This window comes from Actinomadura geliboluensis (assembly GCF_043197915.1).
Taxonomy (GTDB): Bacteria; Actinomycetota; Actinomycetes; order Streptosporangiales; family Streptosporangiaceae; genus Spirillospora; species Spirillospora geliboluensis.
This window is the reverse complement of sequence record NZ_JBICUA010000008.1, coordinates 299,371-311,339: the sequence shown is the minus strand read 5'-3', so window position 1 is coordinate 311,339 and position 11,969 is coordinate 299,371. Positions and strand designations below refer to the sequence as shown.

Genomic DNA, 11,969 nt, shown 5'->3' with positions numbered 1-11,969 from the left:
GAAAGGTACTCGTTGAGGTTGGTCGAGCGGGGTCTGGTCAGGCGGTGATGAGCACCGGCGAGCCGAGCGGCACGCGGGACAGCGCCTTCAGCGCGTCCGCCGGCACCCGCACGCAGCCGTGCGTGACGGCCTTGCCGAACACGGAGGCGTCGGGCCAGCCGTGCAGGGCGACGGTGCCGGGCCCGCCGCCGAAGGTGTCCAGGGTCGCCGAGTGGGTGCCGAGCGGCAGGACGAGCGGGCTCGGCGTCTTCTTCCCCGGCAGGACCGAGGCCATGATGAACGTCCGGCCGGCCGGTGTCGGGGTCTTGGCGCCGCCGACCGCGACCGTCCACCGGCCCGCGCGGCGCCCCGACTTCAGCAGCGTGAGCTGCCGCTTCGCGACCTCGACCCGGACGGTGTAGGGCGTGCGCGCGGTGCGCAGCCCGGTGCCGGCGAGCCAGCCGCTCGCCCGGTTGGGACGGCTCGGCAGCAGCACGCGCCGCCACTCGCCGGAGGTCTCCACCACGGGCACCCAGGTGGGGCCGCCCAGCTGGGTGGCGGGCAGGGTCGCGATGCGGCGCCCGCCGGGCCGGTCGAACACCGGAGCGGGCCCGGTCGGGTGGACGACGGTGCCGTCGGTGCCGCCCGCGCCGCCCGCGCCGGCGGCCGGTGCCGCGTCCTCGGGCGCGCCGCGGACGGTGGTGAACGTGGTGGCCTCGGGGACCTTGGCGGCGCCCGTGCCGGTGCCGGCGCTCGGGCCGGCGCTCCGCTCGCCGGCGGACGCCGTGCGGTGCTGGGCGGCGCCGCCGCATCCGCCGAGCAGCAGCACGGCGGCGGCCGCGCCGAGCAGCGCGGCGTGACGGGAGTACCGCGGAGCGTAAGTGGTCGCCATGGGCCGGGATATTAGTAGTGGCGAAGGCGGTCGTACCGAGAATGGCGAAAAAGAACGGCGAGCCGCCATTGCAATTAGCAATAAGAACCGATTTGGTGGGTGTGTTGCGGAGGGTTGCGACTTACTCGAATAAAGCGGACAGGTCAGGCGAGCATGGAGAGCGAGCCGTCCTCGCCGTCCCGCCTGGAGGCCGCCTCGTGGAACTCCGTGAGCCCCCACAGCAGCGCCGCGCGCGCGGAGGCCGGCATCTGGGCCAGCACCCGGGTGAGCTCCGCCTGCCGCCGCTCCCGGAGCCGGCCGACCAGCGCCCGCCCGTCCGCGCTCAGCCGCACGGTCACCTCCCGGCGGTCGCGGCCGGAGTCGCGGGCCAGCAGCCCGGACGCCTCCAGCCGGTCGCACAGCCGACTCGCCGAGGACACCAGCGCGCCCAGCTCGCCCGCCAGGCTGCTGATGTTGACCGGGCCGCGCTCCAGCACGAGCAGCGCGCGCAGCTGCGTGGACGGAACGGGCACGTCGGGGGCGTTATGGGGCCGGGACCAGACGTTCATGAGAGTGGCGGCCACGTCGTCCAGGGCCGCCGCAGTGGACTCCGCGGCTCCCTCACCCGGCGTTCCGACCATGCCTCCCACTGTTACATAACGGCGCCCGGCACGGCACCTGGGCCCCTCCAGGCGCCGCGCCGGGCCTCGTCGACGCACCGGGCCTCGTCGACGCACCGCGGGTCAGCGCGGCAGCTTCACCACCGTGACGAAGAAGTCGTCGATCCGGCGGACGACGGAGATGAACTGGTCGAAGTCGACCGGCTTGGTGACGTAGGCGTTCGCGTGCAGGTGGTAGCTGCGCAGGATGTCCTCGTCGGCCTCGGACGTGGTGAGCACGACGACCGGGATGCTCCGCAGGTCCTCGTCGGCCTTGATCTCGCCGAGCACCTCGCGGCCGTCCTTGCGCGGCAGGTTCAGGTCCAGCAGCACGAGGTCGGGACGGGGCGCGTCCGCGTACTCGCCCTCCCGGCGCAGGAACGCCATCGCCTGCTCGCCGTCGTTGACGACGCTGAGGGTGTTGTTCACCTTGTTGTGCTCGAACGCCTCGACGGTCAGCAGGACGTCACCGGGGTCGTCCTCGACGAGCAGAACCTCGATGGGACGCGGACCTTCGTTCATCGGATACCTGCCAGCGTGGAGACCCCGTCGTTCGGGGCGGGGCGGGGAGGGGATGCGGGATGCTTCGACACGGTGACTCTCCGGGTTTTGTCGGTGGCGGTCGGTATGGTGCGGGCGTGTCCCGGTACCGGTTGTGCCCGACCCCTGCCCAGGAGGCGGGGCTGTTGGAGCATTGCTCGCACGCCCGGTACGTCTGGAACCTGGCTGTGGAGCAGCACTCCTGGTGGACGCCGCGGCGGGGTCCGGCTCCGGGGTATGTCGCGCAGGCCCGGCAGTTGACCGAGGCGCGGGCTGCGTTCGGGTGGCTGGCGGCGGGGTCGCAGACGGTGCAGCAGCAGGCACTGAAGGACTTCGCGCAGGCGATGGCGAACTTCTTCGCGGGCACGCACCGGCGCCCCACCTGGCGTAAGGCCGGGGTGCATGAGGGGTTCCGGATTGTCGGGGCCCGCGGGCGTGCCTGGGATGTGCGGCGGTTGTCGCGCCGTACCGGTGGGGTGCGGGTGCCGAAGGTGGGGTGGGTGCGGTTCCGCTGGTCCCGGCCCGTTCCGCCGGGGGTGAAGTCGTTCCGGGTGACGCGGGACCGGGCCGGGCGCTGGCATGTCGCGTTCGCCGCGATTCCGGATCCGGTTCCCGCGCCGGGTAGTGGTGCGGCGGTCGGTGTCGACCGGGGCGTGGCGGTGTCGGCCGCGCTGTCCACGGGCGAGACCAGCAGCGTGCCGGGCCTGACGGCCGGTGAGGCCGAGCGGTTGAGGCGGCTGCTGCGCCGCCTGGCACGCGCGCGCCGGGGGTCGAACAGGCGTGCCCGGGTCAAGGCCGCCATCGCCCGGCTGAAAGCACGTGAGGCCGACCGCCGCAGGGACTGGGTGGAGAAGACCTCGACGGATCTGGCGCGCCGGTTCGACGTCATCGCCGTCGAGGACCTGGACATCGCCGCCATGACCCGGTCGGCGCGCGGCACCGTCGAGGCACCCGGCACGGGTGTGCGCGCCAAGGCCGCGCTCAACCGGGGCATCCTGGCCAACGGGTGGGGACAACTGGTCACCCGGCTTGAGCAGAAGGCGCCGGGGCGCCTGGTCCGGGTCGACCCGGCGTACACGTCGCAGACCTGCAACGCCTGCGGGCACCGCGCCCGGGACAACCGCGAGAGCCAAGCGGTGTTCCGATGCGTCGCCTGCGGGCACCGGGCCAACGCCGACGTCAACGCCGCCCGCAACATCAAAGACACCGCCGTGGGACGCACGGTGGCAGCGCGGGGAGGCACGCCGTCGGGCGGGCCGGTGAACCGCGAACCTCAACCCACTCTCCTTTTCGTATAGGGGACGGGGTTGGAATCCCCCGCCTTCAAGCGGAGGAGGACGTCAAGCGTCGTCTCCGTTGGTGAGGTGCGCGTGGGCCGGCAGGGTCCAGCGGAAGGTGGTGCCGGGCTCGCCGCCGCGGTCCGCGCCGTCGAGCCAGATGCGCCCGCCGTGGTACTCGACGATCTTCTTGCAGAGCGCCAGGCCGATGCCCGTGCCGGTGTACTCGTCCCGCGGATGCAGCCGCTGGAAGATCAGGAAGATCCGGTCGGCGTACCGGGGCTCCACGCCGATGCCGTTGTCGGCGCAGCGGAACTCCCACTCGTCGCCGGTGCGGCGGGCGTCGATGACCACCCGCGGCGGCACGCCCTCGCGCCGGAACTTGATGGCGTTGCCGAGAAGGTTCTGGAACAGCTGGGTCAGCTGGGTGCGGTCGCCGGACACGTGCGGCAGCTCCGCGACGTCCACCTCGGCACCGGTCTCCTCGCGGAGCGTCGCCAGGTTGTCCAGGGCCTGCCGGGCGACCGCGCCGAGGTCGACCGACTCCTCGGGGCGCGCCATCCGGCCGACCCGGGAGAAGCTCAGCAGGTCGTTGATGAGCGCCTGCATGCGCTTGGCGCCGTCCACCGCGAACTCGATGTACTGCCGGCCGCGGTCGTCCAGCTGGTCCCCGTACCGGCGCTCGATCATCTGGCAGAAGCTCGCGACCTTGCGCAGCGGCTCCTGCAGGTCGTGGCTCGCGACGTAGGCGAACTGCTCCAGCTCGGAGTTGGAGCGGCGCAGCTCCGCGGTCTGCTCGTCGAGCAGGCGGGTCTTCTCCTCGCTGATCCGCCACTGCCGGATGATCCGGTCGCGCATCGCGTCGATGATCGCGGCCAGCTCGTTGATCTCAGCGGGGCCCGGCACGTCCAGCGGGTGCTCGAAGTCGCCCTGGGCCACGGCGCGGACGCGTCCGGTCAGGCCGGACACCGGGATCAGCACGGTGCGGCGCAGCAGCACGGCGAGCGCCAGCGCGGCCACGACGACCATGACGAGCGCGGCGACCGTCGACCACTGGGCCGCGCTCGCGCGGGACCGGACCTTCTCGGCGGCGCGGTCGTGCAGCTCGGTGAGGCCGATCTGCAGCGGGGTCATGTCGCCGCGCGCCTGGTTGAGCAGCCGGCGCGCCTCGCGGCTCGCGTCCGGGTCGATGCCCTGGCCGCCGGGCCCGGCGGCGATCCGGTCGGCGAAGGCGGCGCGCCACGCCGCGGAGTCGGCGGTGGCCTTGTCCAGGAGGCGGACGACGTCCCCGCTCTCCGGCACCCCGGCCAGCAGCCGGCGCATCCGCGCCGCGGCCTGCGCCTCCAGCCGCACGGCGTCGCGGTACCGGGCGACCTCCTCGGCGCCGCCGTCCTGCGCGTAGTCGCGGATCGCCATGTCCTGGCTCGTGACGGCGGTGGTGAGGCGGAACTGCTCCAGCGTCGCCGGGTCGACCTGGTTGATGAGGACGTCCCGCGCCTCGCGGCTCCCGAACAGGGCCGCCCCGGCCTGCGTGAACGCGGCCAGCAGGAGCACCGCGAGGACGAACGCGCCGATCTGGTAGATCCGGACGAGCCGGAGCCGGCCCATCCCGTGCCCCTCGGGCAGGGTGCCCGCGGGCATCACGACCGCCGGGCCGCTCATCCTCAGCTCCTGGGGGAAGCCGGAGGGCTGCTCGACGGCTGGCTCCTCGGCGGCCTGCTGTTCGGCCGGGGGCTGCTCGTCCGTCATCAGCCGTCTCCCCGGCTCAGCAGCAGCACGGCCAGGTCGTCGGACAGGACACCGCCGTTCAACCGCTCGGCCTCCGCGATGAGGTCGTCGATGAGCACCTCGCCCCGCCGGCCCGCGTCGTGCGCCGTCTTCGCCAGCTCCACCAGCCCGGACAGGTCGAGGTACTCGTCGTCGCCGACCCGCCCCTCGATCAGGCCGTCGGTGTAGAGGAGCATCCCCCACGACTCGCCGAGGTCCAGGTCGAGGGCGGGCCAGTCGACGCCGGGGATCAACCCGAGGGCGGGGCCGCGGGGCTCGTCCGGGACGACCTCGACGCCGCCCGGCCCGAAGAACAGCGGGCGCGGGTGCCCGGCCCGGTGCATCCGGGCGCTGCGCCGGTCCGGCGCGATCGTCAGCATGCACACGGTGGTGAAGATCTCCTCCCCCCATCGCTCGTGCTGCAGGACGGCGTCGAGCGTGTCCAGCAGCCGCGCGCCGGTGTGCCCGGCGAGGACGAGCGTCCGCCACGCCATGCGGAGCCGTACCCCGAGGGACGCCTCGTCCGCGCCGTGCCCGCTGACGTCGCCGATGACCACGTGGACGGCGCCGTCGTCGGTCTGCACGGTGTCGTAGAAGTCGCCGCCGAGCAGGGCGCGGTCGCGTCCGGGACGGTAGCGGGTGTGGTGGCGCAGCGTTCCGTCGGTGAGGATCGGGACGGGCAGCAGGCCCCGCTCCAGCCGCGCGTTCTCCCGGCTCAGCGCGCGCGCCTCCACGAGCTGGCGCTCGGACTCGTCGGCGCGTTTGCGCTCGATCGCGTAGCTGATGGCGCGGGTGAGCAGCGCGCCGTCCACGTCCTGCTTGACGAGGTAGTCCTGGGCGCCGGCGGCGACGGCCTCGACGCCGACGTGGGCGTCGGCGAGGCCGGTCAGCACGAGCACGGCGGTGGCGGGCGCGTGGGTGCGCACCTGGTGGAGGGCGTCGAGGCCGCGCGCGTCGGGCAGTGACAGGTCGACGATGACGCACTGGATCTCGGGCCGGAGCGCGTCGAGCGCCTCCCGCAGCGTGGTCGCGACGGTGATCCGGACACCGGGCTGCGCCTCGGTGAGCAGCTCCTCGAACAGGAACGCGTCGCCGGGGTCGTCCTCGACGAGGAGGAGGTGCGGGGAGCCGGCCACACCGAGGAGTCGCTCCGCACCGCGACTGTGCATCGCGGCCATGTCTCAGCTCCTTCGGTCGGGGCGCAACCGGATGAACCAGGGCGGGGGGTTTGCTTGTCGTCGAGCAAATATTAAGGGCACCCGGGTGACCGGTATGCACCAGCCACAACCTACTTGCGTCGTGCGTAGTAGCGCGCGACGCGCTCGCGGTTTCCACAGCGGGCCGCCGAGCACCAGCGGCGGCGCGGATGCGCGGGCAGGAAGAGCAGGGTGCAGCCCGCCGCCTCGCACTGGCGGACGCGCCCGATCGCCGGGTCGGCGAGCAGGACCGCCGCGGCCTCGGCCAGGTGCGCGGCGAGCCGCGCGCCGTAGGGTCCGGGGCGCTCCGGGACCACGGTGACGGCCGTCCCGTCCCAGGCCGGGCGCTTGATCGCCGGGGCGCGGCGCTGGGCTTCGGCGAGGCCGTCGAGCGCGTCGCCGGGCGGCCGCTCGCCGCGCCGGGCGGGTTCGATGGCGGCGGCCGTGTGCTCCCGGACGGCGTGGACGGCCGCCACATCCGCCGGGGTGAGCGCCTCCGCGGGCTCGGGTACCCGCCCGTCTTCGAGGGCCAGCCAGGCGGCCAGGCCGTCGGCGGTGGCGATCAGGTCGCCGGTGGCCGGACGGGTGTTGAGCAGGTCCAGCGCGAGGGGCTCTCCGGTCAGCGGGACGGTGTCGCTCATGCGGCTAATGCTACATCCGGCTGTTGACACATTAGATCACGCTCGGCTACATCTAATGCATCTTCATCCTTAGGAGGCATGTGAAAACGACGGTCCCCACCCTTGCGCACACCGTGCACCGCCACCTCGACGTGGACGGGATCCGCGTCTTCTACCGCGAGTCGCTGCCCGCCGACTCGGGCGCGCCCGTCCTGCTCCTGCTGCACGGCTTCCCGTCCGCGTCGCACCAGTTCCGGCGGCTGATCGACGTGCTCGGCACCCGCTACCGGCTGATCGCCCCGGACTATCCGGGGTTCGGGCACAGCGACGTCCCCGCGCCCGCGTCCGCCGGCGGGACGTTCGCCTACACCTTCGACGGCCTCGCCGACGTGATGGAGGGCTTCGTCGAGCGCCTCGGCCTGCGCCGCTTCGCCCTGTACATGTTCGACTTCGGCGCGCCCGTCGGCTTCCGGCTCGCGCTGCGGCACCCGGAGTGGATCGCGGGCCTCGTCGTCCAGAACGGCAACGCCTACGAGGAGGGCCTCTCGCCGGGCGCCCGGGACTTCATCGCGCTGCGTCCCGAGACGGAGGGCGCGGAGAAGGCCGTCCGGGACCTGCTGACGCCGCCCGCCACGCGCGGCCAGTACGAGGGCGGGACGACCGACCCCGAGCTCATCGCCCCCGACGGCTGGACCCTCGACCAGCACTTCCTCGACCTGCCAGGACGGACCAGGCCGCAGATCGACCTCGCCTTCGACTACCACTCGAACGTCGAGCGGTACCCGGCCTGGCAGGCGTGGCTGCGCGAGCACACCCCGCCCGCCCTCATCGTGTGGGGGCGCGACGACATGTTCTTCCCCGAGCCCGGAGCCCGCGCCTACCTGCGCGACCTGCCGGACGCCGACCTGCACGTGTTCGACACCGGCCACTTCGCGCTGGAGGATCGGCTGGCCGAGATCGCTCCGCTGATCGCCCGTTTCCTCGATTCGCTCTGACTTCCCCGATCCGCTGTAACAAGGCGGTCCGTCCGGCCACTACCTCGTGACATGAACACCTGGACGGACGGAGCAGCGGTGCCAGAAGACAGCGGCGGAGGGACGGGCGGTGACCGGCATGACCCCCGATGAGCGGCGCTTCACCGCGATCTACGACGCGTGCCGGCAGAACGTGTGGGCGTACGCCGCCGCGCGCGCCGGGCGGCAGGCGGCGGACGAGGTGGTGAGCGAGACGTTCGCGGTCGCGTGGCGGCGGCTCGCCGACGTCCCCGACCCGGCCCTGCCGTGGCTGCTCGGCGTCGCGCGGAACGTGCTCCGCGACGGCCACCGGGCGCAGGTGCGGCGCGAGGCGTTCACGGCGGAGCTCGGCCGGTGGGCGGCCCGCCCGGCGGGCGACATCGCCGAGGACGTCGCGGAGCGGCTCGCCGTGCTGCGCGCGATGGCGGCGCTGCCGGAGGCCGACCGCGAGGTCCTGATCCTCGTCGCCTGGCAGGGGCTGACACCGCGCGAGGCGGCCAAGGTCGTCCGCTGCTCGCCCGCCGCGCTGCGGGTGCGGCTGCACCGGGCGCGGCGCCGGCTGCTCCGCGCGGCGGAGCAGGACACGGCCGGGGGCAGCCCGGCACGGGGCGGCACGCGGCCGCAGGTGGGGATCATCAGCGAGGAGATGACATGAGGGACGTTCTTCACACCCTGCGGCAGGCCAGGCCCGCCGAGCTGGACCCGGACCTGCCGGTCGGCGACGACGTCCGGCGCGCGGAGCTGACCCGCGCGATGGCGGCGGACCCGGGCGCGGCCGCGGCCGACGCGCGGGTCGCGCCGGAGCGGCGGCGGGTGCGCCCCGCGTGGGGGCTGAGCCTGGCCGGGGCGGTGGCCGCGGGGGCGATCGTCGCGGCGGCCGTCGTCACGACCGGCGGCGACCCGGCCGGCGGGGTCGCTCCCGGGCCCGGCGGGAGCGGGACCGCGGCGGTCCCGGCGCTCGACGCGAAGACCGTGCTCCTCGCGGCGGCGGAGAAGGCCGGCGGGCAGCACGAGACGACCGGGGCGTACTGGCACCAGGTGACGGTCTCGTCCCACCTGTACCTGGTCGGGACGGGCGCGGACCGCTACGGCGTCGTCGTCCGCGACAAGGCGGAGACGTGGACGCCGAGCAAGCCGGGCGTGCGGTCGTGGACGCTCCAGCAGAACCTCGGCGCCAAGCCCGCCACGCCCGCGGACGTGGCGGCGTGGCAGCGCGCCGGGTCGCCGTCGGCGTTCCGGATCGAGGTTCCGCCCGCCCCGAACGCCAAGCCCGGCCAGGGCCGCCTGAAGGCGTTCACGGCGAAGGGCGCGCCCGGCCGCGCCGAGGTGCAGAGCGCGCCGCTCGTCGACGGCGACAAGGTGTTCTGGCTGGGGCGGAACGTGACCATGAAGGACCTGCGGTCGCTGCCGTCCGACCCGGCACGGCTCAAGGCCGAGCTGATGCGCTGGTACAAGGGCCACGGCACCGAGTCGAACGAGCGGATGCCGGCGGACCAGTGGCTCTACGAGGTGGCGCGCGGCCTGGTGATGGACATGCCGGTGAGGCCGGAGGTGCGGGCGGCCGGATTCCGGATGCTGGCCGCGCTCCCCGCGGTGAAGTCGGTCGGGAAGGCCACCGACCCGGAGGGGCGGACGGGAAACGCCATCGCGGTGGACGAGCGGACGGACCGCGGTGTGATCCGCCGTCAAATGATCATTGATCTGGCCACCGGCACCGCACTGGCCAGCCAGAACATCGTGCTTAAGCCCGCGGAGGGAACGCAGATCCCGGCGGGGCGGACGGTGGACTCCACCGTCACGGTCACCGCGGAATGGACCGACTCCCACCCGCGCTGACCCGTTCCCGGAAGGGACGGTGCCGATCCCGGTGCCGTCCCTTCCCGGCGTTTGCGGCCGAGATGTGATCAGGCGCTTTTGGGGGTGTGCCGGGCCGTTCTCTGCGCGGCCCGGCGCTGCGCGGCGGCGGCCTTCGCGCGGTTGAGGCTTTCCCTCACCTTGGCGGCGCCGCGCGTCGCGGTCTTGGTGTCCTTGGCGCGTCCGGCGTAAACGGCGAGCACCTCGGCGACGGGCGGCGGCTGCCATTCCTCCTTCGCGACGATCGGCAGGGCGGGGACGGCGGCGGGGATCGTGGCGGGTGCGGTTGCGGAGTTTCCGGGCACGGGTTTTCCAAGCACGGGGACGAGCGCGAGATGCGATTGGCAGTGCGGGCACTGCACCCCCGGATGGGTGTCTCTGCTCATAACAGAAATCATTACGCGAGGGTCTGACAAAACAACCCCCTCTTTTAATCCGGCGGCGGGCGGGGGCGTCGGCGGGTGGCGGCGGGGTTGCACCTACCTGGCCACCGGGAGACCTGCACTCCGCGCGGCGCCGTGGGTACAACGAGACCGTGACATCACATGAGCCTTCCTCGACGGCGGTGTTCTGGCCGCGCTGCTCGGCGGTCCACGGGTGCAGCGGACGGGCCGCCGGCCCGCGCGGCGGGTGCGCCGCCCACCTGCGGCCCCGCGAGTTCGAGGAGTTCATGGGCACGCTGCGGCCGGGCGCCGACCTGGACCTGCGCGGCGTGACCGTCCCCGCGTGGCTCCTCGACGCCGTGCTGGACGCCGTCACCGGCCCGGACGGCCGCCCCCACCTCGGCCGGACCCGCTTCGACGGCGCCGTGCTCCCGTCCGACGCGGTGCTGCGCGGCGCCTGCGTGGAGGGCGACAGCTCGTTCGACGGCGCCTGCTTCCTCGGCGGCGTCTCGTTCTACGACGCGCGGTTCTTCGGCAACGTCTCGTTCCGGGGCGCGCGGTTCGGCCGCAACGCCTCCTTCCACGCGGCGCGCTTCCACCGGTACGCCTCGTTCGAGGAGGCCGTGTTCACCTGCGACGCCGTGTTCGGGGAGGCGCGCTGGCACGCCGACGCCTCGTTCCGGCGGGCGGTGTTCATGGGCGCGGCCTGCTTCGACCGCGCGCGGTTCGGCCGGGACGCGGCGATGCAGGCGGCCTGCTTCGGCGGCCCCGTCTCGTTCAAGCGGGTCCAGGTGTCGCGGCACGCCCGGTTCGAGCGGACCCGGTTCCGGCAGGGCGTCTGGCTCGGCCCGCTCACCGCCGCCGGCCGGATCGCGCTGTCGGACGCGACCGTGCACGGCCGGCTGCGGGTCCACGCGGCGGCCCGGCAGGTCACGGCGCGCGGCGTCACCGTGCACGGGGAGGCGGGGTTCCGGCTGCGGCACGCCGAACTCGACCTGGAGGACGCGGTGTTCGAGGGCCCGGCGGGCGTCGAGGCGCTGGCCCACCCGATCCAGGGGCTCGCGGAGCCGCCCTCGGCGGGCCCGGCGGCGGTCCGGGTCGTCTCGCTGCGCCGGGTGGACGCGGCCCGGCTGCGCCTCGCCGGCGTCGACCTGAGCGGCTGCGGGTTCCTCGGGCTGCGGCACCCGAACACGCTGGCGCTCGCGGGCGACTGCGCGTTCGCGACCGTCCCGCACCACCGCCCGCACCTGCCCTGGCACCCGCACGGGCGCGGCGCGCACGGCGGGCGGGCGGTGCTCGCCGAGGACCTCGCGCTCGGTTCCGCCGGCACCGCCGCCGACGACGACCGGCTGCGGACGCTGTACCTGGAGCTGGCCCGCGCCAGCGCCGCCGCCGACCGGGGGCGGCTGGCCCGGGACTTCCGGTACGGGGCGCTGGAGATGCGGCGGCGCGGCGAGCCCGACCCGCTGCGCCGCTGGGGGCTGCACCTGCTCTGGATCACCTGCGGCTACGGGCTGCGGGCGGGCCGCGTCGTCGCCTGGCTCGCGGTGATCGTGGCGCTGCTGTGCTTCGGCGCGTCGGTCCTGTACCACGACGGCCGCGCGGAGACCGCCCACAGCGCGCACTCGAACGGCCACGGCACTTGATCCAGCGCGCACCTGACCCGGCGCGCACCTGACCGGCTGCGGCCGGTCGGACGGCTGCCGGAAAAGTGGGCAAGACATGCGGAAATACCGTGTGATCAGGGGGAACCGCGGGCATGATCGGAGTGTCTGATACTTCGGTGACATCCCCGAGTTCGACTGTCGTT

12 protein-coding genes are annotated in these 11,969 nt (G+C 73.9%); 5 read left to right on the top strand and 7 right to left on the bottom strand.

The annotated features are described in order from the left end of the window. Nucleotides 1-37 precede the first annotated feature (37 nt). From ACGFI1_RS26330 to ACGFI1_RS26320, 3 genes are all read right to left on the bottom strand, one after another. A complete protein-coding gene (locus tag ACGFI1_RS26330; protein WP_392788779.1) occupies nt 38-871 on the bottom strand; it encodes a L,D-transpeptidase in 834 nt (277 codons plus the stop codon). A gap of 143 nt (nt 872-1,014) precedes the next feature. Then, the gene (locus tag ACGFI1_RS26325; RefSeq protein ID WP_138638898.1) at nt 1,015-1,491 is read right to left on the bottom strand and encodes a MarR family transcriptional regulator; all 477 of its coding nucleotides are present in this window, start codon (nt 1,489-1,491) and stop codon (nt 1,015-1,017) included. A gap of 102 nt (nt 1,492-1,593) precedes the next feature. Beyond that, nucleotides 1,594-2,031, bottom strand: coding sequence for a response regulator (locus ACGFI1_RS26320; RefSeq protein ID WP_138638899.1), 438 nt, complete (start codon nt 2,029-2,031; stop codon nt 1,594-1,596). A 59-nt stretch (nt 2,032-2,090) separates the two neighbouring features. On the opposite strand from ACGFI1_RS26320, the gene ACGFI1_RS26315 reads away from it, so the two are divergent. After that, nucleotides 2,091-3,347, top strand: coding sequence for an RNA-guided endonuclease InsQ/TnpB family protein (locus ACGFI1_RS26315; protein ID WP_392788777.1), 1,257 nt, complete (start codon nt 2,091-2,093; stop codon nt 3,345-3,347). Nucleotides 3,348-3,389: 42 nt separating this feature from the next. On the opposite strand, the gene ACGFI1_RS26310 is transcribed toward ACGFI1_RS26315, so the two are convergent. From ACGFI1_RS26310 to ACGFI1_RS26300, 3 genes are all read right to left on the bottom strand, one after another. After that, complete coding sequence (locus ACGFI1_RS26310) at nt 3,390-5,075, bottom strand: sensor histidine kinase (protein WP_392788775.1); 1,686 nt, start codon at nt 5,073-5,075, stop codon at nt 3,390-3,392. Beyond that, on the bottom strand, nt 5,075-6,271 hold the full coding sequence (locus ACGFI1_RS26305) for a PP2C family protein-serine/threonine phosphatase (RefSeq protein WP_240808154.1): 1,197 nt from the start codon (nt 6,269-6,271) through the stop codon (nt 5,075-5,077). Before ACGFI1_RS26305 ends, ACGFI1_RS26310 begins: the two co-directional genes overlap by 1 nt. A 110-nt stretch (nt 6,272-6,381) precedes the next feature. Then, nucleotides 6,382-6,930 carry a CGNR zinc finger domain-containing protein gene (locus ACGFI1_RS26300; protein WP_392788772.1) on the bottom strand — a complete coding sequence of 183 codons (549 nt, stop codon included), beginning with the start codon at nt 6,928-6,930 and terminating at the stop codon, nt 6,382-6,384. An 80-nt stretch (nt 6,931-7,010) separates the two neighbouring features. On the opposite strand from ACGFI1_RS26300, the gene ACGFI1_RS26295 reads away from it, so the two are divergent. The 3 genes from ACGFI1_RS26295 (at nt 7,011) to ACGFI1_RS26285 (ending at nt 9,758) form a co-directional block, all read left to right on the top strand. Further along, nucleotides 7,011-7,904, top strand: coding sequence for an alpha/beta fold hydrolase (locus tag ACGFI1_RS26295; protein WP_392788770.1), 894 nt, complete (start codon nt 7,011-7,013; stop codon nt 7,902-7,904). Nucleotides 7,905-8,022: 118 nt separating this feature from the next. Beyond that, nucleotides 8,023-8,577 carry an RNA polymerase sigma factor gene (locus tag ACGFI1_RS26290; protein ID WP_138638909.1) on the top strand — a complete coding sequence of 185 codons (555 nt, stop codon included), beginning with the start codon at nt 8,023-8,025 and terminating at the stop codon, nt 8,575-8,577. Then, nucleotides 8,574-9,758 carry a CU044_5270 family protein gene (locus ACGFI1_RS26285; RefSeq protein WP_392788768.1) on the top strand — a complete coding sequence of 395 codons (1,185 nt, stop codon included), beginning with the start codon at nt 8,574-8,576 and terminating at the stop codon, nt 9,756-9,758. Before ACGFI1_RS26290 ends, ACGFI1_RS26285 begins: the two co-directional genes overlap by 4 nt. Before the next feature lie 68 nt (nt 9,759-9,826). Here the strand turns inward: ACGFI1_RS26285 and ACGFI1_RS26280 are convergent, their stop codons facing one another. Further along, nucleotides 9,827-10,081, bottom strand: coding sequence for a hypothetical protein (locus tag ACGFI1_RS26280; RefSeq protein WP_392742550.1), 255 nt, complete (start codon nt 10,079-10,081; stop codon nt 9,827-9,829). A gap of 230 nt (nt 10,082-10,311) precedes the next feature. Here ACGFI1_RS26280 and ACGFI1_RS26275 point away from each other — a divergent pair, with 230 nt between their 5' ends. After that, nucleotides 10,312-11,805: a pentapeptide repeat-containing protein gene (locus ACGFI1_RS26275; RefSeq protein ID WP_392788766.1), complete on the top strand. Its 1,494-nt coding sequence runs from the start codon at nt 10,312-10,314 to the stop codon at nt 11,803-11,805. The last annotated feature ends 164 nt before the right edge of the window (nt 11,806-11,969 follow it).